This is a genomic window from Vibrio sp. 704 (assembly GCF_033339295.1).
Genome location: NZ_JAWOUH010000010.1, coordinates 20313 through 45923, shown reverse-complemented (window position 1 = coordinate 45923; position 25611 = coordinate 20313). Strand labels below are relative to the sequence as shown.

Below are 25611 nucleotides of genomic sequence, written 5' to 3'. Positions count from 1 at the left end.
AAAAAGCAGCGTTACGCTGCTTTTTTATTATTTAATCACTCTTAAGCTTGGTTTGCCTTTTGGTCGAGGAGCATCGTCCTCTTCGGCATCTGAATCAGAAACTAACTCAGAAGGCTCATCGCTAACCGTTGTGAACGATGGGGATGATTCTTCCTCGGTCATCGCTTCTTCTTCGATGTGAGTGTACGCTTCTTCTGGTTCAAACATAGTACCAGCACCATTCTCACGTGCATAAATAGCTTGAACAGCATACACAGGCACGATCACTGAGTGCGGACGACCGCTAAAGCGAGCATGGAAGGTAATCGCATCATTACCTAACTCAAGATTACCCACTGCACGTGGCGCAATATTCAAAATAATTTGACCATCTTGAATAAATTCAACCGGGACACGCACCCCTGGCATTGTTGCATCCACAACCAAGTGAGGAGTCAAGTCATTGTCTACTAACCAATCGTAAAATGCGCGAAGCATATACGGGCGGCGAGCAGTCATTTTTGCAATATCCATAACGTGTTTTAAATCGCTTAGCGAACTAGGCGCATTTCACGTTCAGCTTCAGTCAAAGAAGCAAGGAACGAATCACGTTCAAATACGCGGTTCATGTATACCTTGATTTCTTTTGAACCAGGGCCAACAAGATCGATACCAAGTTGAGGCAAACGCCACAATAGTGGTGCTAGGTAACAATCGATCAAGCTGAATTCTTCGCTCATGAAGTACTCATATTCAGCAAAAATTGGCGCTAACGTCAGAAGATCATTACGCAGCTTTGTGCGTGCTTTTTCTGATTCTTCCGCATTACCTTTCATCACTTTTTCAGCGAGTGAATACCAGTTGCGTTCGATACGGTACATCATCAAGCGGCTGTTGCCACGAGCAACAGGGTAAACCGGCATTAGAGGTGGATGAGGGAAGCGCTCGTCCAAGTACTCCATGATGATTTTTGAATCGTAAAGAGCTAGCTCACGGTCAACAAGAGTTGGCACTGATTTATATGGGTTTAGCTCAACAAGCTCAGCAGGAAGGTTTGCTTCGTCAACAAGCTCAACTTCAACACTTACGCCTTTTTCAGCTAGTACAATGCGAACCTGATGGCTATACAAATCTGATGCACTTGAGAAAAGAGTCATCACAGAACGTTTATTGGCAGCTACAGCCATGGAGCCCTCCAGTACACTTACAAATAAAAACAATGGAGGCTAAGCCTCCATTGTACATCAATTAAAATTGGGAATTAGCACGGTATTTTAGCACAATTAATGCACATCGCGCCAATACTCTTTCTTGAGCATCACAACAACGATGGTTAGAAGCACTAAGAAGCCCATTACCCACCAGCCTAGAGCATGACGCTCAAGCTGCACTGGGTCACCTGAATAAACTAAGAAGTTAACGAGATCGCCAACCGCTTTGTCATATTCGCCTTCACTCAGCTCACCCGTGCCATCGGTTTCAGTACCAACAACAACTTGTACTTCTTCGCCATCTACGATTTTCGTATCGTAAATCGGCGTCGGGATGCCCTGTAGCTCTTCAAGCACATGCGGCATACCAACACTCGGGAAGACGATGTTGTTCACGCCGAATGGACGAGATGGATCAACATAGAAAGAGCGTAAGTAAGTGTATAACCAATCAGCACCACGAACTCGTGCAACCAACGTAAGATCTGGTGGTGGAGCACCAAACCAGTTTGCCGCTTGCTTCGGTGGCATAGCATTGACCATTAGATCACCGATTTTCGCTTCAGGATTGAAAATCAGGTTTTCTTTCATTAAGTCTGTTGGAATTTCCAAGTCTGTTGCTACACGCTCGTAACGCTGGTATTGCGTAGAGTGACAAGCAAAACAGTAGTTCATGAACAACTTCGCGCCGTTTTGTAGCGAAGCTTTATCCGTAAGGTCAACATTCGCTTTATCCAGCGGAACATTGGCCCCAGCTGCCATCGCTAGTGATGGCAACATAGCAAATAGAATTACAATCCACTTCTTCATTTGAATGTCACCCTCTCTGGTAATGGTTTGGTTGCTTCATTTTTGCTGTAGAAGAACAGCAACACAAAGAACATGAAGTAACACAAGCTAAAGATCTGAGATAGTAGTGTGTACGTTGGTGTCGCTGGTAACGCACCTAAAATACCTAGAGCGATAAAGGCGATAGTGAACTGTACAATATTCAATAGATGAAGTTTGCTACGGTAACGGTATGAACGAACTTTACAACGATCCAACCAAGGTAGAACGAACAGCACTGCAATTGACGCGCCCATTAGGATAACACCTAATAGTTTGTCTGGAACCGCACGTAGGATTGCGTAGAACGGCGTGAAGTACCATACCGGAGCAATATGCTCTGGTGTCTTCAATGGGTTTGCAGCTTCAAAGTTAGGCGGCTCAAGGAAGTACCCACCCATTTCTGGGTTAAAGAACAGCACGTAACAGAAGAAGAACAAGAAACCAGCGACACCGACCAAGTCCTTAACCGTGCCGTACGGATGGAAAGGAATAGAATCAATGATGTCATATTTCTTCGTGTAGTAATCATGGAACTTGAATTGCGTTTTGTAATCGTCGCCCATTGAGCCTTTTGGCAGCTTAGTTTCGATACCATCCGGGTTGTTTGAGCCTACTTCGTGCAGCGCCAATACGTGCAGAACAACAAGAAGAAGCAAAACGATAGGCAGTGCAATAACGTGTAGTGCGAAGAAACGGTTTAGCGTTGCACCAGAGATGATGTAGTCACCACGAATCCAAAGCGTTAGGTCATCACCGATAACAGGAATAGCACCAAACAGGGAAATGATTACCTGCGCACCCCAGTATGACATCTGACCCCATGGAAGTAGGTAACCCATGAACGCTTCAGCCATGAGAACAAGGAAGATCAACATACCGAAGATCCACAATAGTTCACGAGGTTTTTGGTATGAACCGTAGATCAAACCACGGAACATGTGAAGATACACAACAACGAAAAACGCTGACGCGCCAGTGGAATGCATGTAACGCAGAAGCCAACCGTACTCTACATCACGCATAATGTATTCGATAGACGCAAATGCACCGTCACCTGAAGGAACATAGTTCATCGTTAGCCAAATACCCGTTAGGATTTGGTTAACAAGAACCAGCATCGCCAGAGAACCGAAAAGGTACCAAAAGTTGAAGTTCTTAGGCATTGGGTATTCAGACAAATGCTTTTTATAAGCATTCATTGCAGGAATACGCTTTTCAACCCAATCTAACATTGCTTGCATTATGCATCTCCCTCATCAACACCCACAATGAGCTTGGTATCGCTCAAATACATGTGCTTAGGAACGACAAGGTTCAACGGAGCAGGTACTCCTTGGAACACTCGACCAGCCATGTCGAACTTAGAACCATGACAAGGACAGAAGAAGCCAGATCTTACTCCCTGCACCTGCTCTGAGAAAGAGTCAGGTAGATAGGTTGGTGAACAACCTAAGTGGGTACAGAAACCAACTGCGACGAAAAACTCTTCCTTAATCGAACGAAACTCATTCTGAGCGTACTCAGGCTGCTGCTCCATTTCAGATTGTGGATCGCGAAGCTTATCACCGATCGATTTTAAGTTATCCAGAACGCTTTGAGTGCGGCGAACAATCCATACAGGTTTTCCCTGCCACTCAACACGAACCAGCTGACCTGGTTCAATTTTACTTATATCCACTTCCACCGGTGCGCCCGCCGCTTTGGCTTTAGCACTCGGATTCCATGATTTGATAAAAGGCACGGCGACGGCGACTGCCCCTAACCCACCAACAACTGCCGTTGTAGCGGTTAGAAAACGCCTGCGACCGTTATTTAAAGGCGCGTTGCTCATCCAAACATTCTCCCATTTGCTCCCTTTGGATCGTTATTATTCCGCTTATAAGAGCATGGCTAACAAATAATGAATTTAGTTCTATTTATTGGAGGGAAATGATAAAGAAAACCCTACTTTTTGACAAGATAAAGCTACCTTTTTGTAACATTTGTGAGGCAAATCGCTCGCGTCGTCACAAAAGCGGCAGAATTATAAAAAATTGATGTGATTTGTAACAAGAAAGCACCACATAGAAGCCCCGCTGAAAGCGGATAAAACCTTTTATCTTGGTAGTTTTCAGTTAATTACACAGAGAAATATTTCGTATTACGCGTTCAGCTTGCTGTGTTTATATTTTCAATTTTGTAGCACGCAGAATACTCAAAAAGGAGCGTAAGTCATTTTAAAACATGTTACAGGGAGAATAAGATACAAAGACATTCTTGCTGATGAATACATCTATGCTGCATCGCAAGAGAAAGCGTGGTGAGTCGCGATTAAATAAGGCACACATATAAAACGGCACTGGCAACCTTTCGACGAAGAGGACGAATAAGAAGGCCTACTCGGAATGTGATGATAAATGAAGACTGTTCGTTGCTTGAAGACAAGTATGATGTCTTTAAATACAAAAAAGCCCGGCATAGAGCCGAGCTTTTGGTACACAGTTTCCAGAGTAACTCTGAAAAGCATAATTCCCGATAAGAGGAAATTAACGCTTAGAGAACTGTGGACGACGACGTGCTTTACGTAGACCAACTTTCTTACGTTCAACGCAACGAGCGTCACGAGTAACGTAGCCAGCTGCGCGTAGAGCAGGACGTAGAGACTCATCGTATTCCATAAGCGCGCGAGTGATACCGTGACGGATAGCACCAGCTTGACCAGAAATACCGCCGCCTTTAACTGTTACGTAAAGGTCTAGCTTTTCAGTTAGTTCAACTAGCTCTAGAGGTTGTTGTACAACCATACGTGCTGTTGGACGACCGAAGTATTCGTCAAGGTTACGCTTGTTTACTACAATGTTACCGCTGCCTGGTTTAATGAAAACACGTGCAGCTGAGCTTTTGCGACGGCCAGTGCCGTAGTATTGATTCTCTGCCATTTTCGAAATCCCCAATTAGATGTCTAGTACTTGTGGTTGTTGAGCAACATGGTTGTGCTCAGCGCCCGCGTAAACTTTTAGCTTACGGTACATAGCACGGCCTAGAGGACCACGTGGAAGCATGCCTTTAACTGCAAGCTCAAGAGCCATCTCAGGTTTACGATCGATCAACTTTTCAAAAGTGATAGATTTTAGACCACCTGGGAATTCAGAGTGACGGTAGTACACTTTGTTCTTAGCTTTGTTACCAGTTACAGCAACTTTCTCAGCGTTGATAACGATGATGTAATCACCAGTGTCAACGTGAGGAGTGTATTCAGCTTTATGTTTGCCACGTAGGCGAGATGCAATTTCACTTGCTAGACGGCCAAGAGTTTTACCTTCAGCGTCTACAACGTACCAGTCGCGTTTTACAGTTTCTGGTTTAGCAACGAAAGTTTTCATGCTAACAATAACCCGTTAATTAAATTTTAAACTTTAAAGGAACACCCAATAGTGCTCCCACACTGTCTAAGAGCCCAGTCATCACCCCTTCGAGTCGTTGGTACTCTCGACCTTCAATTTCGAAATAACTTCGATAATCAGGTCTGCAGTAACGGTGGGTCGCAGGATTATAGAGAAGAGCGAAGAAAAAATCACCTTTTTTTGCGCCAAATCACTAATTTTTTCTTCACTTTTTTAAGAATCCTTTGGATCTAGGCCAAATGTTCACGCGCGAGATACTCATGACTTTGCATCTCAGTAAGCCGAGACAAACAGCGCTTAAATTCGAACTCTAACTGCCCATCAGTATATAAGTCGGACATTGGCACTTCAGCAGAAATAATCAACTTAACATTGCGCTCGTAAAACTCATCGACTAGCGCGATAAAGCGTCTCGCCGCATCATCTATTTTTCGGTTCATTTGTTGAACATCTGCCAGTAATACAGTGTGGTAAATACGAGACAATTCAATGTAGTCATTTTGACTGCGAGCAGTTTGACACAACTGAGCAAACGACGCATGCAGCACCCCGTCGCTTGCTTCAATCACCGCTAGTTGACGGTGGTTAACTTCGATTTGATGAGCAACAAACTGACGCTCTCCAGTCAGCTGCTGATAATATTTGTTAAGGTTTATGCTAGCCTGCTCATCAAGCGGGTAATGGTATATTTCAGCCTGTTCTAACGTTCTTAAGCGATAATCAACGCCACTATCGACATTCAACACTTCACAACGTGCCAAAATCATATCGATCGCGGGCAAAAAGCGCGCTCTTTGCAAACCGTTACGATATAAGTTCTGCGGCTCAATGTTTGAAGTCGCGACTAGGATCATCTGCCGCTTGAACATTTCTTGAAGTAGCGTTGCAAGGATCATCGCATCAGTAATGTCGGAAACAAAAAATTCATCAAAGCAAACCACATCGGCTTCTTCTTTAAATTTATCCGCCACTTTTGATAGCGGATTTTCGACATCACCTAACAGCTTCAACTCATCATGTACTCGATACATAAATCGATGGAAGTGGACGCGCATTTTTCTTTGGGTCGGTAAAGCATCAAAAAATGCATCCATAAGGTAGGTTTTACCGCGACCTACCCCACCCCAAAAGTAAAGACCTTTTGGTGGTTCAGGCTTGTCGATTTTTTTCCCCATTAGCTTTTGCCATTTGGAAAGCTGAGGAACAGGCGCTGACTGAAATTCAACGATAGCATGGTAAAGCTTGTCTAATGCAACGACCGCTTGATACTGAGCTTCATCACGCTGAAACCCGTGTTCTGCTATGTCTTTTTGATATTGTTGTAGTGGTGTCATCGTATTAAGTCGTATAGAGGTATAGAGAAAAGGGTTACCTCGGGGTCAACTTTGAGAATAGAGAGAAGTAGTTATCAGTCCCCGAAGACATACTGCTATTTTTCTTTATCGGCTGTTCAAGCCATAGTAACATGGACGAGCACCGCGTGTAACTAAGTAGTAAAAGACTTGTTAAAACAACTATAAGGAGCAGTTATGCCTTGGATTTATGCCATTGTGGGTTTGCTGGTCGGTACAATCGTAGGCGTAGTCATTAGTAGACTAACCACCCCTGAATACAAGAAACAAAAGTCTGTGCAGAAAGAACTTGAAGCGGCCAAGTTTGAATTAGAGCAACAACGTCAAGAGCTCGTCGATCACTTTGCACAAACCGCAGAAATGTTGGACACCCTAGGTAAAGATTACACCAAGCTATACCAACATATGGCCAAGACCTCTTCTGAGCTTTTGCCAAACTTACCAGAACAAGACAACCCGTTTGATAAGAAAACGGCAATGTCGTCTGAAACCATTGCAGAAGATCAACCAGAGTTTAACGAACAACCAAAAGACTACGCTAATGGCGCCACCGGTCTTTTGAAGGATCAAGAGAAAGAAATCATTAATGCTCCCGAAGCGGTAACCGCAAAAGCATCATAATCCTCTCTTACTTCTATCTAGGGCCGATACATTTGTATCGGCCCTTTTTTGAACTTTTTCCCCTCACCTTCGCTCTAACTTGGGTGTGCACTGCCTCCCCTTTTGATTGTCCGAACTAGACCCTATATTAGTTATTAACAAAGTGAACTAACCGTTCGGATATTTCTTTTTGGCAGACATGTTTCAAGAGGAGTTATTGGATGAAAAAACCACTGCTTGCGCTCACCGTTCTATCTCTGAGTTTGGGTTCGATTATTGCCCCAGTTCAAGCCACTGCCGCATTACCTTTGAATGTGGATGGCCAACAGTTACCTAGCTTGGCACCAATGCTTGAGAAGGTGACCCCAGCTGTTGTGAGTATTGCTGTAGAAGGTAAACAAGTACAAACCAGCCGCATTCCCGAGCAATTTCAATTTTTCTTTGGCCCAGATTTTCCTATGGAACAAAGGCGAGAGCGCCCGTTCAGAGGTTTAGGGTCTGGTGTCATTATTGATGCGAAGAAAGGCCATATTGTCACTAACTACCATGTGATCAAGGGCGCAGATGAGATTCGAGTTCGCCTCTTTGACGGGCGCGAGTATGACGCTACGCTCGTTGGCGGTGATGAAATGGCCGATGTTGCGTTACTTAAATTAGAGAAAGCGAAAAACTTAACGCAGATTAAAGTCGCGGATTCCGACAAACTGCGTGTCGGTGACTTTACGGTTGCGATTGGTAACCCATTTGGGCTCGGTCAAACCGTAACTTCGGGTATTGTTTCAGCCCTTGGCCGCAGTGGCTTAAACGTTGAAAACTTCGAAAACTTCATCCAAACCGATGCCGCAATTAACAGCGGTAACTCTGGTGGTGCATTGGTCAACCTTAATGGTGAGCTGATCGGTATTAATACTGCGATTTTAGGCCCTAACGGCGGTAATGTGGGTATTGGCTTTGCGATTCCATCAAACATGATGAAAAACCTCACTGATCAAATTCTAGAGTTTGGTGAAGTCAAACGCGGCATGTTGGGTGTGCAAGGTGGCGAAGTAACCTCTGAGCTAGCTGATGCATTGGGTTACGAGTCGAGTAAAGGGGCCTTTATTGGTCAAGTCGTACCGGACAGCGCAGCCGATAAAGCAGGGTTAAAAGCCGGTGACGTAATTGTATCGGTGAACGGCAAAGCGATTAATACTTTCTCAGAGCTCCGCGCAAAAGTGGCAACACTGGGCGCAGGTAAAGAAATCACATTAGGTGTGGTTCGAGATGGTAAGAATAAAACCTTTGATGTAACGCTTGGCGAATCTACGAATATGAAAGCTAAAGCGGAGACATTACATGAGGGACTCAAAGGTGCGGAGTTAAGCAATACAACACCAAGTGATGTAATTCAAGGTGTTAAAGTATCGAACGTTGCAGATAACTCTCCAGCAGCTCAATATCAATTACAACAAGGTGACATTATTATCGGTGTGAACCGTCAACGAGTGAAAAACCTTGCCGAGCTTCGTACAATCGTAGAGAAACACAAAGGTGTACTGGCTCTTAATATTCAACGTGGTGAACGTACTATTTATCTTGTCATTCGTTAACCACTTTCAAAGTGATAGAAAATAAGGTTTTCGATGCATAATGCTGAGTGATAAGGCTCGATCACTTTTCCTTATCGCTCAATAACTAATGAAAAGGGCAGCGCGATGACGTGCTGCCCTTTTGTTATTTTTCAATGTAATGCTATTCTTCATCTTCGATGCCATTTTGGCGCTCACGCATGGAGAGGATATGCTCAGCTTTTTATTACGTTCTGTCTTTTTAGGCTTGGCTACTGCCGCAGTGGTATTACTGGCGGTTCCATCTTTGCGCAACAACGTAATTCCTGCCGCGCTTGATCCTCAACCTGTTAATATCGCATCAGTCGAGTTGACGTTTAATCAAGCGGTCCGAAGAGCAGCGCCTGCAGTGGTAAACATCTACAGTCGTAAGTATGTTGAGAATGATCGCAGTAAACTCTCGACTCAAGGCCTGGGGTCAGGTGTCATTGTTAGTGAGAAAGGCTACATCATTACTAACTATCATGTGGTTGCTCAAGCTGATCAAATTGTTGTGGCATTACAAGACGGCAGAGCCGCAGCGGCTCAGCTCGTAGGGACAGACAAACGTACTGATATAGCCGTGCTGCGTGTCGAAGGTTCGAATTTGCCCGTAATCCCTCTGAACTCTAATTACAAACCACAAGTGGGCGACGTAGTACTAGCCATCGGTAACCCATACAACCTTGGACAAACCACAACGTTCGGCATTATTTCTGCTACAGGTCGTTCATCTATTAGCGACGGTCGTCAAGCATTCATTCAAACCGATGCCGCCATCAATGAAGGTAACTCTGGTGGAGCCCTAGTGAACACACAAGGCGAGCTCGTCGGCATTAACACCGCCTCTTTTCAGCAAGCGACAGACTTAGAAACTTACGGTATTTCTTTTGCGATCCCTGCGCCGCTAGCGAGTAAGATCATGCAGAAAATCATCGCTGATGGCCGCGTGATTCGTGGTTATATTGGAATCGACGGCCAAGACATTAATGCGGTCACTGCTCGCCTACTTGGAAATGAACACATAGGTGGTATTGTCGTACTTGGTATTGATCCAAATGGTCCAGCCAATGCGGCAGGCTTCCAAAAGCAGGACATCATTATCAGCATTGATGGCAATAAAGTGCAAGGGCGTCAGAGCGTTATGGATATCGTCACCGATTTACGTCCTGGCACCACCGTGGACGTCGGTATCATTCGCAAAGGAAAAGAGATGACCTTGAAAGTCACCATTGCCGAAGACAAGCAAGAAGCATAAAAAATCCCAGCCATTGGCTGGGATTTTTATTTGTGCGTTACTCGCTATCGCTCGGTGTTTCCGTCGTATCGGAATCATCTAGCTCAACTTCAATGCGAGTGACTCGCTGCAAACCTCTCGGTAATAACCCACCTCGGCGACCACGTTCGCCACGGAAGTTATCAAGATCAGACGGTTTAAGACCCAACTTTCGCTTACCCGCGTACAGCGTTAACGATGCACCTTTTGGTAAAGACATTAAGTGAGATAGTACTTCTTCTCGCTCTTTTGCTTTAGCAGCAGGAATGTTGATGATCTTATTCCCTTTACCTTTCGCCAGTTGTGGCAAGTCTTTGATTGGGAACAGCAGCATGCGACCTTGGTTAGTGATTGCTAAGATTTCATCAGAGTCTAAATCTTCAATCTCTTTTGGCGTCATTATCTCAGAGTTGGCAGGTAAAGTGACGAGCGCTTTACCACTGCGGTTTTTAGACAGCAAGTCCGCGCCTTTACATACAAAGCCGTAACCTGCATCTGAGCCCACCAGCCACAGCTGATCTTCTTCACTCATGATGACTTGGCGAATACTGCTACCAGCCGTAATATTCAAGCGCCCGGTAATCGGCTCACCTTGACTACGAGCAGAAGGCAGTGAGTGCGATTCCAGAGAGTAACTTCGACCGTCACTACCTAGGAATACCGCAGGCTGATTACTCTTACCTCGAGCATGCGCTAAATACTTATCACCCGACTTATAGTTTAAGCCTTCGGCATCCACGTCATGGCCTTTCGCGTGACGAATCCAACCTTTCTCAGAAAGCACAACCGTGATTGGCTCACTTGGTACGAGGTCACGTTCAGTCAGCGCTTTTGCTTCTGCACGCTCAACCATTGGAGAGCGACGGTCATCACCGTATTTCTCTGCGTCTGCTTTGATTTCTTTTTTCAGTAGTGTGTTCAGACGACGCTCAGAACCGAGTAGCTGTTCTAGCTTCTCACGCTCTTTCTCTAGCTCGTCTTGCTCACCACGGATCTTCATCTCTTCTAGTTTTGCTAGATGACGAAGTTTGGTATCTAAAATTGCATCCGCTTGGATATCGGTAATACCAAAGCGTTCCATCAGCACCGCTTTTGGATCGTCTTCAGTACGGATGATCTCAATCACTTCATCTAGGTTGAGGTAAGCAACCAACAAACCTTCCAAGATGTGTAGACGAGCCATTACTTTGTCTAGGCGGTGTTGTAGACGACGACGCACAGTCGTACGACGGAACTCGATCCACTCAGACAGAATTTGCACCAGACCTTTAACTTGAGGACGGTTATCCAAACCAATCATGTTCAAGTTAACGCGGTAACTGCGCTCAAGATCCGTTGATGCGAACAAGTGGTTCATCAACAAATCACAATCGACGCGGTTTGACTTAGGCACCACAACGATACGCGTTGGGTTCTCGTGATCCGATTCGTCACGAAGATCGTCAACCATTGGCAGCTTCTTCGCACGCATCTGGTTAGCGATTTGCTCAAGCAGTTTGGCACCCGATACTTGGTGAGGCAAAGAAGTGATAACAATATCAGAACCTTCTTTATGCCAAACCGCGCGCATTTTGATGCTGCCACGACCGTTGCGGTAAATCTTCTCGATATCCGCTTGCGGCGAGATAATTTCTGCTTCTGTTGGGTAATCTGGACCTTTGACATACTGCATCACGTCCGGCAGTTCTGCTTTCGGGTTGTCGATCAAATGAATAGTCGCATCTGCGATTTCACGAACGTTGTGCGGTGGGATGTCTGTTGCCATACCAACGGCAATGCCGGTTACACCGTTAAGCAGGATATGAGGCAGACGTGCTGGCAACATTTGTGGCTCTTTCATTGTGCCATCAAAGTTAGGTTGCCATTCAACCGTGCCCTGGCCAAGTTCGCCAAGCAATACTTCAGCAAACTTAGACAGTTTTGCTTCGGTATAACGCATTGCCGCAAATGATTTCGGATCATCTGGCGCACCCCAGTTACCTTGACCATCCACTAATGGATAGCGGTAAGAGAATGGCTGAGCCATCAATACCATCGCTTCGTAACACGCTGAATCACCGTGCGGATGGTATTTACCTAGCACGTCACCAACGGTACGTGCAGATTTTTTGTATTTTGCTGATGCAGAGAGACCAAGCTCTGACATCGCATAAATGATGCGTCGTTGAACCGGCTTTAAGCCATCACCAATGTATGGCAAGGCGCGGTCCATGATTACGTACATCGAGTAGTTCAGATAAGCGTCTTCAGTGAACTTGCGCATTGGCAATTGTTCGACGCCATCGTAGGTAATTTCTGTAGACATCCGTTACACCTCTGCCAAGTCGCCGTTGTTTTGTAGCCAAGAACGACGGTCATCTGCACGCTTTTTACCTAGCAGCATGTCCATCATTTCCATGGTCGCCGTAGAGTCGTCAATGGTTAACTGCACTAAGCGACGCGTGTTCGGATCCATGGTGGTTTCACGCAACTGAAGTGGGTTCATCTCACCCAGACCTTTGAATCGTTGCACGTTGATTTTGGCTTTCTTCTTCGACAAGCGCTCTAAAATGCCATCTTTTTCATCGTCATCGAGGGCGTAGAACACTTCTTTCCCGCAGTCGATTCGATACAGAGGCGGCATCGCCACATAGATATGACCCGCTTCCACTAGTGCGCGGAAGTGACGAGTAAATAGAGCACAAAGCAGCGTTGCGATGTGAAGACCATCCGAGTCCGCATCGGCAAGGATACAGATCTTACCGTAACGAAGACTCTCGAGGTTGTCGCTATCTGGGTCAATACCCAAAGCAACAGAGATATCGTGTACTTCTTGAGACGCAAGAACTTGATCGGCAGAGACTTCCCACGTGTTCAAGATCTTACCACGCAGTGGCATCACAGCTTGGAATTCACGGTCACGTGCCTGTTTTGCCGAGCCACCCGCAGAGTCACCCTCCACAAAGAAGATTTCCGTGCGACTTAAGTCCTGTGCAGAACAGTCGGTCAACTTACCTGGCAGTGCCGGGCCGGACGCTACTTTCTTACGTACGACTTTTTTCGCCGCTCTCATACGACGGTGCGCGTTAGCGATACAGACTTCTGCCAATTGCTCTGCGAGCTGAGGCTTTTCGTTCAACCAAAGACTGAACGCATCTTTTACAACGCCAGAGACAAATGCCGCGGTTTGACGAGAAGACAGACGTTCTTTGGTCTGGCCTGCAAATTGCGGGTCTTGAATCTTAACCGACAGCACGTAAGAACAGCGGTCGAAAACGTCATCACCCGTTAGCTTCACGCCACGAGGTAATAGATTACGGAACTCACAGAATTCGCGCATCGCTTCCAACAAGCCTTGGCGTAAACCATTAACGTGCGTACCACCTTGAGCGGTTGGGATCAGGTTAACGTAGCTTTCGGTGATCATCTCACCGCCTTCTGGCTGCCAAATTACCGCCCAGTTTGCCGCTTCAGTATCCGCCAAGAACTCACCAGTAAATGGTTCTTCAGGAATAACTGGGTAGCCTTTTACGCCTTCCGCAAGATAGTCTTTAAGACCGTCTTCGTAGTACCACTTATAGTCTTTGCCATTAACTTTGTCGGTTAATGTGATTTCTAAGCCCGGACACAAAACCGCTTTTGCGCGCAGGTTGTTGACTAAGCGCGTCACAGAGAAGTTAGCCGAATCGAAGTACTTCGCATCAGGCCAGAAATGCACGCTGGTACCGCGATTGCGACGACCACATGTGCCAGTTACGGTCAGATCAGACACTTTCTCGCCGTGTTCAAATGCAATTTCATACACTTGACCATCACGACGAACTGTTACTTCAACGCGTTTTGACAACGCGTTTACTACAGATATACCTACCCCGTGCAAACCACCAGAGAATTGGTAGTTTTTGTTAGAGAACTTACCACCCGCATGTAGCTTACATAGAATTAGCTCTACGCCTGATACTTTCTCTTCTGGGTGGATATCAACAGGCATGCCTCGACCATCATCGATCACTTCGAGTGATTGGTCAGCATGTAGGATGACTTGTACTTTTGAGGCATGTCCGGCTAGCGCTTCATCGACACTGTTGTCGATAACTTCTTGGCCCAAATGGTTTGGGCGCGCTGTATCCGTATACATCCCTGGTCGGCGACGTACTGGCTCTAAGCCATTCAGTACTTCAATGGCACCAGCATTATATTGTTCAGTCATAATACGGAATTATTCTCAAAGTTTACTTGTTGCCTGAGTATCACCAATGGGCGTACCCATACTCAGGAAACGAAAAAGCCACCCTGTTCACATCACTAAGAGTTTGTAAACATGATGCATAACAAAGTAGCCAGGGTCCTCGACCCTTAAGATCTTTTGGCAAAACATAGTCGGAAAGCATACCGCCCATGTCAAGAAACGGTTGGATATATCAATAAAAACTATGAGCCTTTTCCAATCGCTTTCGAATTACAGTTCTAGAAATTCGATAATCTGTGCAGGATAACGCTCAAAGCCTACAAAACTGTGATCACCGCCTTGTTCTACTGTTTGCTTAGCGTCTGCAAACTTATCTACCGCTTGTCGATAGTCTAAAACCTCATCTTCTGTTTGTTGCAATAACCAAAAAGAATGTGGCGACGCGATGCTTTGTACATCAAGAGCTTTTAACTCGTCAATATGACAAGCTTCAAGTGTATAGGTTTCATGCGTATATGGGTTAGTTTGCTTACCCAAATAATCTACTAGCAACTCATAAGGCTTGACTGCGGGGTTAACCACTACCGCTTTAAACCCAAACTTGTCATTTAGCCACGTTGACATAAAACCGCCTAATGAGCTGCCCACTAGACCAATTTTATAGTCATCTTTATATTGCTCGATAATATCCAACAACATTTTCGCCGCTTGCTGAGGATAACAAGGTAACTGGGGAACAATCACCTTGATATCAGACCTATGTTGCTCGCAGTAGGCTCTCATCACATTCGCTTTCATGGAGAGTGGAGAGCTATTAAAGCCATGGATATAGAGAAGAAGTGAAGGTTTACTCATAGATATCTCGCACAAAAAAGCGAGCCCGAACAGAGAGCTCAGGCGCGTTAGTAGCCGTTAGAAGAGAAGTCTGGTTGGAACTGGCCATCAGGAAGCCGACCTACTTGGGTCGTAATATCGCCACAAGCGTGTAGTTGCAGTTCCCGCCAACCAGGCGAAGTGGTATCAAGGGCAAAATCATCCGAGTTAGGCTTAAACTGAACACAAGTTGAGGGTGTTGCCATCACTCGAATGCCCTTGTGAAGCACATTCATATCTTGATGAACATGGCCACAGAGAATGCCTTTCACGTTATCAAAACGCTCGACAACCTGCCAAAACGCTTCGGCATCTTTTAAAGTATGTTGATCAAGCCACGCGCTTCCCACCAGTAACGGGTGATGATGCAACAAAACAAGTGTGTGTCTTTCTGGGTGTTCGGCTAGCTTTTCTTCGAGTAGCGTTAATTGCTGATCACTCAAGCGCCCATGAGGAACGCCAACCACTTGCGAGTCTAAAAGAATTAACTGCCAATACTCGCCAAGCAATACATGCTCTGCGGCTTTGATTTGTGGCGAAGGCAAAACACTGCCCATATTAGGCTTGTAATCATGATTACCAGGTAGCCAAAAACAGTCTTTCTCTAGCGGTTCAATGCCGTTGGCAAAGCGCTGATAAGATTCTGCACTATGGTCTTGGGAAATATCGCCCGTCGCCAAAATGTAATCAAACGCCACGTTGCGGCGTAAAACATCAGCAACAACAGCATTAAAGCTATCGACTGTTTTTACGCTTAGCAAACTTCCCTCATCGGCAGCAAACAGATGAGTATCCGTAATTTGTAAAAGTTTGATGCTGTCACTAGATGATTGCAAAATGAAAACCTGATTCGTCCACTATATCGATATTTGTTATTTTCCTTTAGTGACGTGACGATCAATTGAAGGCAAGTGGTGTTCTACTGATACCACTTCGTAAACAAAACGTCAGCCATTCACCGAGGAATGTGTTTAATTGATGCTTTTCATCTTTCTGCATCAGTTGGTCATTGGGATAATCATACTTAGCTTTTATGCGAGAGAACTCTCCGCTTGAGCATACTTCGGCTACTCTCGCATCATGATAAAGCCTGACAGACATCGTCGGTAAAGGAAACACTGGCGTTTCATCACTCTGACATATCTCAACAACTGTGGTGTATTTTGTGATTTCATTCACGGTCAATTGGTAAACCATGTTCGCCGCTTGGTAGCAACGTACATCCCCAACTTCGGCAGAAGCAGGCAATAAGGCGTTCAACTTAGCGTAGTTGGTCTCATAGGTTCTCATAAGACCAGCCAAATCAACATGATATTGTTGTTTTTCAGCCAATTGTGCCATTACTCACTCTCCACCGTTTGGGATAGTCCCCATTCTGACTTTAACTCTTGATGGTGTAATTGCAGCCATTGCAACGCAATAATCGACGCACCATTTTCAAATTTTCCGTCCTTCACCCATTGATACGCCGTTTCACGACTCATGACATGAACGCGGATATCTTCATTCTCATAGTCTAAACCATGAATGCCGTGCGCTTTAGACGCATCCACTTCACCAACAAAGACGTCTAGCTTTTCCGAGCAACCACCAGCCGAAGGATAATAGGACGTAACAGGTACAACGCGCCCCACCTGAATCCCCGCTTCTTCGACAGCCTCTCGACGAATTACGGCTTCAGCAGATTCATCGCGGTCAATCATACCGGCGACAATTTCTAGCTGCCAAGGGTGTTCATGTTCCAACGCGCCAATACGAATCTGTTCAATGATTACGACCTGGTCCGTCTTTGGATCATAAGGAAGCATCGCTGCTGCGTGACCACGCTCGAACATTTCTCGTTCGACAACTCCACTCCAACCACCAGCAAATAGCCTATGCTGAAAGCGGTATTTCACCATTTTGAAAAAACCTTCAAATAAGGTTTCTTTCGAGATGACTTTTACATCTCGCGAAGTAAAATCTTGTTGTTGTTTGTCACGCTGTTGCATTCAACACCTCTCTGAGTGAATCCTGTAGTTTACTCATTGTTATTCGCTTGCTCAAAGGACTTGGCTCAACTTTTTGTATAATAGTTACAAATTAATTTAAGTCTTTGCTAAAAATTTATTGCACAAGTGGATAATTACGTGTAAAAAAGTGCAAACTTTAGAGTAAATATCGTGCAAATTGAGTTAAACTACTGAGAATTAACCAATCTATGGACCGCGGGAATAGAAAATGAAAAAATTGCTTCCACTATTTATCAGTGCAGCGCTAGGTAGCATGAGTACGTCTGCGTTCGCAGACTCTTTGGCTGAAATCTACGACTTGGCAAAACAAAATGATCCACAATTGCTCAGTGTAGCAGCACAACGTGACCAAGCTTTCGAAGCAATCACCTCAAGCCGTAGTGCTCTATTACCACAGATCAACCTTACTGCGGGTTACAATTTAACTCGTGGTGATACTGAATACGATTCAAATCTAATTAGTGACGTATCAAACGATGGCAACGCGCTAACCGCTGGCGTTAGCTTTTCACAAGCACTTTACAACCGCGCATCTTGGATCTCTCTAGATACTGCTGAGAAAAGTGCTCGCCAAGCAGACGCAACTTACGCAGCGACGCAACAGGCACTGATTCTTCGCGTGTCACAAGCGTATTTTGAAGTTCTACGCGCACAAGATAATCTTGTTTTCGTACGTGCAGAAAAAGCCGCGGTTGGCCGTCAACTTGAGCAAACTAAACAACGTTTTGAAGTAGGTTTGTCTGCAATCACTGACGTGCATGACGCACAAGCTCAGTACGACCAAGTGCTAGCGGACGAAGTGTTGGCAGAAAACGCGCTAACTAATAGCTACGAGTCACTGCGTGAAATTACAGGCCAAGAGCACAAAGATCTCAACATTTTGGACACTGGCCGCTTCACTGCTAGCCCATCGACCGTACCAGCTGAATCGCTCATTGATGAAGCAAAAACCAAAAACCTGACCTTGCTATCTTCACGTATTCTTCAAGACATTGCGCGTGACAATATTTCACTAGCAAGCTCTGGCCACCTACCAACGCTCTCTCTAGACGGTGGTTACAACTACGGTGATACTTCTCATAGCTCTCGTGATAACACGACAGACAACTTCAATATTGGTGTGAACCTTGCAGTACCGCTATACACAGGTGGTAACGTAACCTCTCAAACCAAACAAGCTGAATACGCGTACGTGGCAGCAAGCGAAGATCTTGAAGCACAGTACCGTAGCGTAGTCAAAGATGTTCGCGCACAAAACAACAACATTAACGCCTCTATCGGCGCATTACGTGCGTATGAGCAAGCGGTTATTTCTGCACGCTCTGCACTAGAAGCAACAGAAGCTGGCTTTGATGTAGGTACTCGTACTATCGTTGATGTACTGGACGCGACTCGTCGTCTATACGATGCGAACAAAAACCTATCGAACGCTCGTTACGACTACATTTTAAGTGTTCTTCAGCTACGCCAAGCAGTTGGTACGCTAAGCGAACAAGACATCTTGGACGTTGATGCAGGTTTGAAAGCGGCAAAATAACCGCTAACTGAATACTTCAGGTCTTAATAAATAAAAAACGCCAGTTGAGTTATCAGCTGGCGTTTTTTATTACTTGTAGTTCAGAGCCTAAAAGTGTCTCTGAGCATCAAGTATCAAAAAGGCCGCACTTAGCGACCTTTATGAGCAAATAGCATTTCAATGCTAACAAACAGCAGGCTTAGCCCTTACCGCCTTTGATTGCATTAATGATTTCACTGGTCGAGCAGCCATCTTCAAAGTTCAATACACGAACTTCACCACCCGCCGCAATGACTTCTTTACCACCAGCAATCTCTTCTGGTTTGTAGTCACCGCCTTTTACTAGCAAGCTTGGTAGAACTTCTGAGATCAAACGCTGCGGCGTATCTTCACTAAATGGTACAACCCAATCCACAGCGCCCAAACCTGCCAACACCGCCATGCGGCGATCGGTTGGGTTTACCGGACGACCAGGGCCTTTAAGGCGTTTTACTGACTCATCGGTATTTACCGCAACGATTAGGCGATCGCCCAGTTCAGCAGCATGGTTTAAGTAAGACACATGCCCAGCGTGCAGAATATCAAAGCAGCCATTTGTCATAACGACTTTCTCGCCACGAGCTCGTGCTTTTTTCACCGCTTCGATCAGTGCTTTTTCTGAAATCACACCGTAATCCGTGTCTTGGCTGCCATGTACCGCTTCTGCTAATTCAATCTCAGAAAGCGTTGACGTGCCTAGTTTACCAACTACAACACCTGCCGCTGCGTTTGCTAGTGCACACGCTTCTTCAAATGATTTGCCTGCGGCAACAGACGCTGCCAATACAGAGATAACCGTGTCGCCCGCACCTGTCACGTCGTACACTTCTTTCGCTTGAGTTGGAAGGTGGAACGGTTCCTGACCACGACGAATCAAGGTCATTCCGTTTTCGCTGCGTGTCACTAAAAGCGCTTCAAATTCAAACTCTTCAACCAAAGCCAGCGCTTTCTCTACTAGCTCTTGGTCAGATTTCACTTTACCTACAACGTCTTCGAACTCTTTCATGTTTGGCGTAAGAAGTGTTGCGCCACGGTAGCGTTCAAAATCCGCACCTTTCGGGTCAATGAAAACCGGAATATTTGCTGCGCGCGCTTTTTGAATGTATGCCTGAACATGCTCTAACGAACCTTTTGCGTAGTCAGACATAATCACGGCTTTAACGTTTGGCAGTGCGGCATCCATACGCGATAGCACAGGTGCAGAATCTGTGTTTTCAAACTTGTCTTCGAAGTCGAGACGAATAAGCTGTTGTCCACGGCTCATTACGCGAAGCTTCGTAATCGTTGGGTAATCAGGCAGTGCAACGAAATCGCACTTCACATTGAGTGAGCTCAGCGTCTCCGTCAGCACTTTTGCAGGCTCATCTTCCCCAGTTAGACCAACAATGTGAGCATGGCCACCTAGTGATGCGATGTTCATCGCAACGTTCGCAGCACCACCAGGACGCTCTTCATTGTTTTCTACTTTTACAACAGGAACCGGCGCTTCAGGAGAAATGCGTCCGGTTGGGCCATACCAGTAACGATCTAGCATGACATCACCGATGATGAGCACACCAGCGCTGTTGTAATCAGGTAGAATTGGTTTCATTGTTGGTCTCCAAAAATTAAATCGAAGTGAGTTTATCACAGCCCTTATCGAGGCTAAATATATGGTCTTAACTGAACCACTGATTCCAAGCCTGTTTTACCCACTCCCTTTCGGCAACAAACTTATCTTCCACCACATCAGCGTCTAAATTAAGTAGATTTCGGCGGTGTATTTCGTTTCGCATTGTCGTGTAAGCACGTATCAACTGCATTGCTTGGTCTTCGTCCATAACATCTTGCGCAATGAGCGTTTCAAAGATGCGCACATTATCACACCAACGCGTCAATTTCGGCTTATCGTGACTATAGTTGAGCACTAGGTACTGAGCGAGAAATTCGATATCGGTAATCCCACCTACATCTTGCTTGAGCATAAAGCGGCCTGGCTTTTTCCCCCCAAGATGACCGCGCATTTTTTCTCTCATTTCGACAACGTCTTTTTTCAGTTCAGCTTGATCGCGTGCTTTGCACAACACATCATGCCGCGTATTGTGAAATGCAATTGCCAGTGGTTCATCACCATAAATCATGCGCGCGCGGACAAGTGCTTGATGCTCCCATGTCCACGCGTCTTGATGTTGATAGTCGTCGAACGCGTCCGTTGGGCTAACCAACAAACCCGATGCACCGGACGGACGCAATCGGGTATCGACCTCGTATAAAATACCGGAAGCGGTGCGAGTGGAGAAAATATGAATGATACGCTGTGCTAAACGAAGGTAGAACTGACGACCATCAATCTCTTTTTTGCCGTCAGTGTAGACATTGACTGGGCAGTCATGCATGAAGACAATATCCAAGTCGGAGTTATAGCCGAGCTCCCACCCTCCGACTTTACCATAGCCAATTACAGCAAAGCCTTTACCTTCACGATCTTTCACATGCGTTGGCTCGCCGTACTTTTCAGACACTTGCAACCAAGCCTGACTGATCACCGCATCAACGATAGCTTCCGCTAAATAAGTTAAATGGTCACTCACTTTCATCACTGGCAATGCGCCAGCAATATCTGCCGCTGCAATACGCAAAATACAAATTTGCTTAAACTGACGCAACGCTTCCATTTGCTGTTCCATATCATCTTCAGGAATACGCGCCAAATAATCACGTAGCTCTGTACGGTAACTGTCTAATGGAATGGGATTGTACAGCTGCGCAGGGTCGATCAACTCATCAAGCAAGATAGGATAACGAGACAGCTGCTCTGAAATCATTGGGCTTGCGGTACACAAACGTACGAGCTGCACCAGAGCCGCTGGATGCTCATCCAATAATTCCAAGTAAGTCGTGCGAGTGCAGATGTTGTGTAGCAAGTGAAGTACACGAGATAAACCAAACTGTGCATCAGGATGGGCAAAGACCGCATCAAACACTTTCGGCATCAAACGGTTGAGCACTTCGCGTCCTCGTGGGCCTAACGTTTTTTTGGCCAGATCGGTTTTAAAGTTGATGATGGTTTTTGCGCATGAAGCAAAGTCTTCAATCTGAATATCCTGCTGCAAGATATGCTCAAGAACGTCTTGTTTGTCGGCCATATCCCATAGCTCATGAAAATGACGAGCAACGGTAGTCCCCTCGTCTTCTTCATCATCACCAATTAGTGATTCAAAAACTTGGTGAACATTTGCCATATGCTGCTGGGTTTGCTCAATCAATTGCTCCCAACAGCTCATTTTCATCGCGGTGGCGAGCTTTAAGCGTTCGGTTTCGCAATCAGGCAGCGTCTGGGTTTGCTTATCCGCCATTGCTTGCAACAAGTTTTCTAATTGACGCAAGTACTTGTATGCGGCTTCTAGATCGCTGACTTCTTGTGGAGTAAGCAATGCCAGTTCTTCAATGCCTTGCAGCGTTTCCAACAGCCCTCGATTACGCAAAGAAGGTTCTCGACCACCTCGAATCAATTGAAAAACTTGAGCGATAAATTCAATTTCTCGGATGCCACCCGCACCTAGCTTAATGTTGTTATTCAACCCTCGGCGGCGAACCTCGCTACTGATCATCGACTTCATTCGACGCAAAGATTGAATCGCACTGAAATCAATATAACGACGAAAAACAAAAGGGCGCAGCATTTGGCGTAGCTCTTGATACTGCGGGTACATCTCACATCCCATCACCCGAGCTTTGATCATCGCGTAACGTTCCCAATCTCGTCCCTGTTCTTGGTAATAATCTTCAAGTGCGGCATAGCTCATAACCAAGGGGCCACTTTCTCCAAATGGGCGAAGCCGCATGTCGACGCGGTAGCAAAAACCATCGAAGGTTTGTTGGTCGAGCGCTTTGATGATGCGTTGACCAAGACGAGTAAAGAACTGGGCATTGGCAATGCTTCGGCGTGCGCCTTGGGTTTCACCATTCTCTGGGTACGTGAAAATTAGATCAATATCGGAAGAAAAGTTTAGCTCGCCACCACCCAGTTTCCCCATGCCGATAATTAACATCGGCTGCACTTCACCGTCCTCACTTATTGGCGTGCCCCACTCCTGACAACACACTTGATATTGCCATTGATAGGTTTCAAAAATCATCGCTTCTGCCAACTCAGATAAGTGGCTTAAAGACGTCTCTAGAGACCATGCATGCGTGAAATCCTTCCACGCAATGTACACCATTTCTCGATTGCGAAACTGACGCAATACGCGATGACCAGACATCTCATCAGGACATTGTTCCAACAGTTCAGCAAGGCGTGAGCGGTAAGACTCCTGACGACTTGGCTGCGCTAACATACTTGGCAACTCACGGGCTAGGACTTCATCGCGATGAATGGCTTCAGTTATAAACTGGCTTAAGCCCGCCACATAACGAAATTGCTGCGCAACCTCATCGGGCCAAAGGGGAAAATAACCTGCGTCTTGGGCGTTTTGTACGGCAGATTCAGCGATAGAAATCAGTGGCGAAGGCAGCTGCATTTTTCTTCCTTGTTTGAAAAGCACGGTAACTCATTCTTTATACCAGACTGAAAGCAAATAAAAACGCCCACAAAAGGTTTGTGGGCGTTTTATCAAAAGTTCGGGATCGAATATTAAACTTGGAAAGATTTGATCTTCTTGTCTAGCTCACCTGCATTATTTTGCATCATTTCAGAGGTTTCTAGCAGTTCGGTAACAACAACAACTGAGGCTTCAACCAACTCACGTACATTGGTGAGGTTTTGGCTCATCTCTTCTGCAACACTGCTTTGCTGACCAGACGCCGTCGCGATCTGGAAGTTCATGTCATTGATTTGCGTCACTTGCCCAACAATACCATCGAGCTCAGATCCAGCATTAGAAACCAGCTCGTTTCCATCTGCCGCTTCTACAACGCTTTTTTCCATGAGTTCTACCGCAGATTCAGCACTGGTTTGCAGCTGTGCGATCATCTCTTGAATTTCTACCGTCGCTTGTTGTGTACGTTGGGCAAGGTTACGAACTTCATCTGCAACCACAGCAAAACCCCGCCCAGCCTCGCCAGCTCGCGCCGCTTCAATCGCCGCATTCAGTGCAAGCAGGTTGGTTTGTTCAGAAATGCCTTGAATCGTCCCTACAACGCTACCAATGGCTTCAACACGTTCTTCAACTTGGTTAACCGCTTGTGCCGATGAAGCGATATCCGACGAAAGTTCACTCATTTTCGCCATTGTACTTTGCAAGAACTGCTGACCAGAAATTGCTTGTGCGGAAGCTTGCTCTGTTAGAGAAGATGCCGTCTGGGCATGTTCCGCAACCGTTTGGACCGTCGACGACATTTCACTCATCGCCGTAGCAAGTTGATCAATTTCGTTAAACTCTTCTTGCGCCGATTCCTTCGTTTCCGACATGCTCAGCGTCATGACTTCGGTGAGCGTTGATAATTCATCAGACGCATTAATTTGCATTTGAATAACATCGTGCAATTGTCGACGTGTCTTTTCTAATTCACGTGCCACGTCTCCGTATTCATCTTTACAATCCATACCAAATGGAACAGAGAGGTTCTTGCTCGCCATCAGTTTGATCGCGTCGCTCAGATACTGTGTTTGACGCAACATCACTCTAGCCGCCGCTAATAAGAGCACGACAAAAACCACAATCAATAAGGCGGTTTGCCAAGCAACTTGCGTTAAATATGCTTCATAATGCTGTTGGGCAACTTGCGCGTTTTGTGTCGCCGCTAAAAGTGAGTCGTAAAAAGTGTTTGCGTCCCACAGTTGTTTTGCCACGATCAGGACAGTACTGAAGACCATCAACATGACCATTTTAGGCACCAGTCGAATGTCGGATATGATCCTTTCCCATGGCTTAAATGCCAGCTTTTCCATTGTCAGTTCTCCACCGAGTCTTATATAGTCTTTATCTATAATCTTTATATTACTTATAGTTATGTTCGCGCTTTGCGTGGTTACGCGATTTATTTTGAGCTTCGTATGAAAAACAATGATATCAAAGACAGCACACGACCGATGGGCCTGTTGTCACTAATATTGTCTTTTATGGCACTATTTGTGATCTCTGGCTTGTTGTTTTTCCCGATCGATCACGAAACCCGTCAAGTTCTTATCGGTCTGGATTTCATAATCTGTAGTATTTTTCTACTACAGCTCACCATTGATTTGATCCGGTCCACAGATCGCTGGTTATTCCTTAAACGTCATTGGATAGATTTCGTGGCGAGTATCCCATTGATAGAGCCCCTGCGCTTTGCTCGTATTTTTCATATTATGCGAGTGGTATTAGTACTGCGTTCGTCAAAGTTCATTTTGCATCAGCTCAAAGAAAACCGCCGCGAAACCACGGTCGCCTCTATACTGCTATTGATGGTTATCCTCATAACACTCGGTTCTAGTGCAATGCTGTTTATCGAAGCGAAAAACCCAGAAGCGAATATTCGTACTGGCGCCGATGCTTTGTGGTGGGTATTTGTAACAATCTCAACGGTTGGTTACGGCGATCATTATCCAGTGACCTCCATAGGAAAGTTTTTGGCTGTCATTATCATTGTTTGCGGGGTGGGTATCTTTGGTATGATCTCGGGTCTTATCACCTCTATCCTTACTGCCCCAACGAAACAACAGACGCACAGTTCAATCAATAAAGAACGTATGCTCGAGCAGCTCCTAAGCCAACAAGCGCAAATACTAGAACGACTCGATTTCATGGAAAAAGAGCTACAACAACGTAAAACAGAGACAAAAAAATAGGACCATGCGGTCCTATTTTTTTGTTCTTATCACC

Annotated in this window: 22 protein-coding genes; 5 read left to right on the top strand and 17 right to left on the bottom strand. The window is 45.6% G+C overall.

Features of this window, described 5'->3' with window-relative positions; genetic code table 11:
- Nucleotides 1–27: 27 nt before the first annotated feature.
- From sspB to zapE, 8 genes are all read right to left on the bottom strand, one after another.
- Nucleotides 28–513, bottom strand: a complete 486-nt coding sequence (gene sspB, locus R7R24_RS14615) for a ClpXP protease specificity-enhancing factor (RefSeq protein ID WP_005387408.1) — start codon at nt 511–513, stop codon at nt 28–30.
- Nucleotides 514–530: 17 nt separating this feature from the next.
- Complete coding sequence (sspA, locus tag R7R24_RS14610; RefSeq protein WP_005372897.1) at nt 531–1166, bottom strand: stringent starvation protein SspA; 636 nt, start codon at nt 1164–1166, stop codon at nt 531–533.
- Nucleotides 1167–1262: 96 nt separating this feature from the next.
- A complete protein-coding gene (locus R7R24_RS14605) occupies nt 1263–2000 on the bottom strand; it encodes a cytochrome c1 (protein ID WP_005372881.1) in 738 nt (245 codons plus the stop codon).
- Nucleotides 1997–3262: a cytochrome b gene (locus R7R24_RS14600; protein WP_005372880.1), complete on the bottom strand. Its 1266-nt coding sequence runs from the start codon at nt 3260–3262 to the stop codon at nt 1997–1999. Before R7R24_RS14600 ends, R7R24_RS14605 begins: the two co-directional genes overlap by 4 nt.
- Nucleotides 3262–3852 (bottom strand): ubiquinol-cytochrome c reductase iron-sulfur subunit, encoded by a 591-nt coding sequence (gene petA / locus R7R24_RS14595; RefSeq protein WP_005372877.1) that lies wholly within the window; start codon nt 3850–3852, stop codon nt 3262–3264. The genes R7R24_RS14600 and petA overlap by 1 nt, the downstream gene beginning before the upstream one ends.
- 694 nt (nt 3853–4546) lie before the next feature.
- Complete coding sequence (rpsI, locus tag R7R24_RS14590) at nt 4547–4939, bottom strand: 30S ribosomal protein S9 (RefSeq protein WP_005372876.1); 393 nt, start codon at nt 4937–4939, stop codon at nt 4547–4549.
- A 15-nt stretch (nt 4940–4954) separates the two neighbouring features.
- Nucleotides 4955–5383 carry a 50S ribosomal protein L13 gene (gene rplM, locus R7R24_RS14585; RefSeq protein ID WP_005372872.1) on the bottom strand — a complete coding sequence of 143 codons (429 nt, stop codon included), beginning with the start codon at nt 5381–5383 and terminating at the stop codon, nt 4955–4957.
- Nucleotides 5384–5634: 251 nt separating this feature from the next.
- Nucleotides 5635–6738, bottom strand: a complete 1104-nt coding sequence (gene zapE / locus R7R24_RS14580) for a cell division protein ZapE (RefSeq protein ID WP_054578498.1) — start codon at nt 6736–6738, stop codon at nt 5635–5637.
- Between the two features lie 195 nt (nt 6739–6933).
- On the opposite strand from zapE, the gene zapG reads away from it, so the two are divergent.
- The 3 genes from zapG to degS all read left to right on the top strand — a co-directional run bounded on the left by zapG (nt 6934) and on the right by degS (nt 10200).
- Nucleotides 6934–7377 carry a Z-ring associated protein ZapG gene (gene zapG, locus R7R24_RS14575; RefSeq protein ID WP_005379861.1) on the top strand — a complete coding sequence of 148 codons (444 nt, stop codon included), beginning with the start codon at nt 6934–6936 and terminating at the stop codon, nt 7375–7377.
- Between the two features lie 200 nt (nt 7378–7577).
- Nucleotides 7578–8945 carry a Do family serine endopeptidase gene (locus R7R24_RS14570; protein WP_033906086.1) on the top strand — a complete coding sequence of 456 codons (1368 nt, stop codon included), beginning with the start codon at nt 7578–7580 and terminating at the stop codon, nt 8943–8945.
- 190 nt (nt 8946–9135) lie between these two features.
- Entirely contained in the window at nt 9136–10200 is a 1065-nt protein-coding gene (gene degS / locus R7R24_RS14565; RefSeq protein WP_017633606.1) for an outer membrane-stress sensor serine endopeptidase DegS, read from the top strand.
- 37 nt (nt 10201–10237) lie between these two features.
- Here the strand turns inward: degS and parC are convergent, their stop codons facing one another.
- From parC to nudF, 6 genes are all read right to left on the bottom strand, one after another.
- Complete coding sequence (gene parC, locus R7R24_RS14560; RefSeq protein WP_017633605.1) at nt 10238–12523, bottom strand: DNA topoisomerase IV subunit A; 2286 nt, start codon at nt 12521–12523, stop codon at nt 10238–10240.
- 3 nt (nt 12524–12526) lie between these two features.
- Nucleotides 12527–14407 (bottom strand): DNA topoisomerase IV subunit B, encoded by a 1881-nt coding sequence (parE, locus tag R7R24_RS14555; RefSeq protein WP_005387417.1) that lies wholly within the window; start codon nt 14405–14407, stop codon nt 12527–12529.
- A gap of 249 nt (nt 14408–14656) precedes the next feature.
- Complete coding sequence (yqiA, locus tag R7R24_RS14550; RefSeq protein ID WP_005379875.1) at nt 14657–15241, bottom strand: esterase YqiA; 585 nt, start codon at nt 15239–15241, stop codon at nt 14657–14659.
- A gap of 47 nt (nt 15242–15288) precedes the next feature.
- On the bottom strand, nt 15289–16095 hold the full coding sequence (gene cpdA / locus R7R24_RS14545) for a 3',5'-cyclic-AMP phosphodiesterase (RefSeq protein ID WP_047101984.1): 807 nt from the start codon (nt 16093–16095) through the stop codon (nt 15289–15291).
- 61 nt (nt 16096–16156) lie between these two features.
- The gene (locus R7R24_RS14540; protein WP_017633603.1) at nt 16157–16600 is read right to left on the bottom strand and encodes a DUF1249 family protein; all 444 of its coding nucleotides are present in this window, start codon (nt 16598–16600) and stop codon (nt 16157–16159) included.
- Nucleotides 16600–17250 carry an ADP-ribose diphosphatase gene (nudF, locus tag R7R24_RS14535; protein WP_017633602.1) on the bottom strand — a complete coding sequence of 217 codons (651 nt, stop codon included), beginning with the start codon at nt 17248–17250 and terminating at the stop codon, nt 16600–16602. Before nudF ends, R7R24_RS14540 begins: the two co-directional genes overlap by 1 nt.
- 229 nt (nt 17251–17479) lie before the next feature.
- On the opposite strand from nudF, the gene tolC reads away from it, so the two are divergent.
- Nucleotides 17480–18808 carry an outer membrane channel protein TolC gene (gene tolC, locus R7R24_RS14530; RefSeq protein WP_005379884.1) on the top strand — a complete coding sequence of 443 codons (1329 nt, stop codon included), beginning with the start codon at nt 17480–17482 and terminating at the stop codon, nt 18806–18808.
- Nucleotides 18809–18986: 178 nt separating this feature from the next.
- Here the strand turns inward: tolC and hldE are convergent, their stop codons facing one another.
- From hldE to R7R24_RS14515, 3 genes are all read right to left on the bottom strand, one after another.
- Entirely contained in the window at nt 18987–20417 is a 1431-nt protein-coding gene (gene hldE, locus R7R24_RS14525; protein WP_017633601.1) for a bifunctional D-glycero-beta-D-manno-heptose-7-phosphate kinase/D-glycero-beta-D-manno-heptose 1-phosphate adenylyltransferase HldE, read from the bottom strand.
- A gap of 67 nt (nt 20418–20484) precedes the next feature.
- On the bottom strand, nt 20485–23328 hold the full coding sequence (gene glnE / locus R7R24_RS14520) for a bifunctional [glutamate--ammonia ligase]-adenylyl-L-tyrosine phosphorylase/[glutamate--ammonia-ligase] adenylyltransferase (protein ID WP_054578497.1): 2844 nt from the start codon (nt 23326–23328) through the stop codon (nt 20485–20487).
- Nucleotides 23329–23441: 113 nt separating this feature from the next.
- Nucleotides 23442–24698, bottom strand: coding sequence for a methyl-accepting chemotaxis protein (locus R7R24_RS14515; protein ID WP_176311261.1), 1257 nt, complete (start codon nt 24696–24698; stop codon nt 23442–23444).
- 105 nt (nt 24699–24803) lie between these two features.
- On the opposite strand from R7R24_RS14515, the gene R7R24_RS14510 reads away from it, so the two are divergent.
- Entirely contained in the window at nt 24804–25577 is a 774-nt protein-coding gene (locus R7R24_RS14510; protein WP_005387432.1) for a potassium channel family protein, read from the top strand.
- The last annotated feature ends 34 nt before the right edge of the window (nt 25578–25611 follow it).

Excerpts from the sequence above, each read along its gene's own strand:
- sspA (WP_005372897.1), bottom strand. The coding sequence starts at position 1,166 with ATGGCTGTAGCTGCCAATAAACGTTCTGTGATGACTCTTTTCTCAAGT.
- R7R24_RS14605 (WP_005372881.1), bottom strand. The coding sequence starts at position 2,000 with ATGAAGAAGTGGATTGTAATTCTATTTGCTATGTTGCCATCACTAGCG.
- R7R24_RS14570 (WP_033906086.1), top strand. The coding sequence starts at position 7,578 with ATGAAAAAACCACTGCTTGCGCTCACCGTTCTATCTCTGAGTTTGGGT.
- petA (WP_005372877.1), bottom strand. The coding sequence starts at position 3,852 with ATGAGCAACGCGCCTTTAAATAACGGTCGCAGGCGTTTTCTAACCGCT.
- glnE (WP_054578497.1), bottom strand. The coding sequence starts at position 23,328 with ATGCAGCTGCCTTCGCCACTGATTTCTATCGCTGAATCTGCCGTACAA.
- degS (WP_017633606.1), top strand. The coding sequence starts at position 9,136 with ATGCTCAGCTTTTTATTACGTTCTGTCTTTTTAGGCTTGGCTACTGCC.
- R7R24_RS14510 (WP_005387432.1), top strand. The coding sequence starts at position 24,804 with ATGAAAAACAATGATATCAAAGACAGCACACGACCGATGGGCCTGTTG.
- parC (WP_017633605.1), bottom strand. The coding sequence starts at position 12,523 with ATGTCTACAGAAATTACCTACGATGGCGTCGAACAATTGCCAATGCGC.
- R7R24_RS14540 (WP_017633603.1), bottom strand. The coding sequence starts at position 16,600 with ATGGCACAATTGGCTGAAAAACAACAATATCATGTTGATTTGGCTGGT.
- rpsI (WP_005372876.1), bottom strand. The coding sequence starts at position 4,939 with ATGGCAGAGAATCAATACTACGGCACTGGCCGTCGCAAAAGCTCAGCT.
- parE (WP_005387417.1), bottom strand. The coding sequence starts at position 14,407 with ATGACTGAACAATATAATGCTGGTGCCATTGAAGTACTGAATGGCTTA.
- tolC (WP_005379884.1), top strand. The coding sequence starts at position 17,480 with ATGAAAAAATTGCTTCCACTATTTATCAGTGCAGCGCTAGGTAGCATG.
- R7R24_RS14515 (WP_176311261.1), bottom strand. The coding sequence starts at position 24,698 with ATGGAAAAGCTGGCATTTAAGCCATGGGAAAGGATCATATCCGACATT.
- rplM (WP_005372872.1), bottom strand. The coding sequence starts at position 5,383 with ATGAAAACTTTCGTTGCTAAACCAGAAACTGTAAAACGCGACTGGTAC.
- yqiA (WP_005379875.1), bottom strand. The coding sequence starts at position 15,241 with ATGAGTAAACCTTCACTTCTTCTCTATATCCATGGCTTTAATAGCTCT.
- zapE (WP_054578498.1), bottom strand. The coding sequence starts at position 6,738 with ATGACACCACTACAACAATATCAAAAAGACATAGCAGAACACGGGTTT.
- nudF (WP_017633602.1), bottom strand. The coding sequence starts at position 17,250 with ATGCAACAGCGTGACAAACAACAACAAGATTTTACTTCGCGAGATGTA.
- hldE (WP_017633601.1), bottom strand. The coding sequence starts at position 20,417 with ATGAAACCAATTCTACCTGATTACAACAGCGCTGGTGTGCTCATCATC.
- sspB (WP_005387408.1), bottom strand. The coding sequence starts at position 513 with ATGGATATTGCAAAAATGACTGCTCGCCGCCCGTATATGCTTCGCGCA.
- R7R24_RS14600 (WP_005372880.1), bottom strand. The coding sequence starts at position 3,262 with ATGCAAGCAATGTTAGATTGGGTTGAAAAGCGTATTCCTGCAATGAAT.
- zapG (WP_005379861.1), top strand. The coding sequence starts at position 6,934 with ATGCCTTGGATTTATGCCATTGTGGGTTTGCTGGTCGGTACAATCGTA.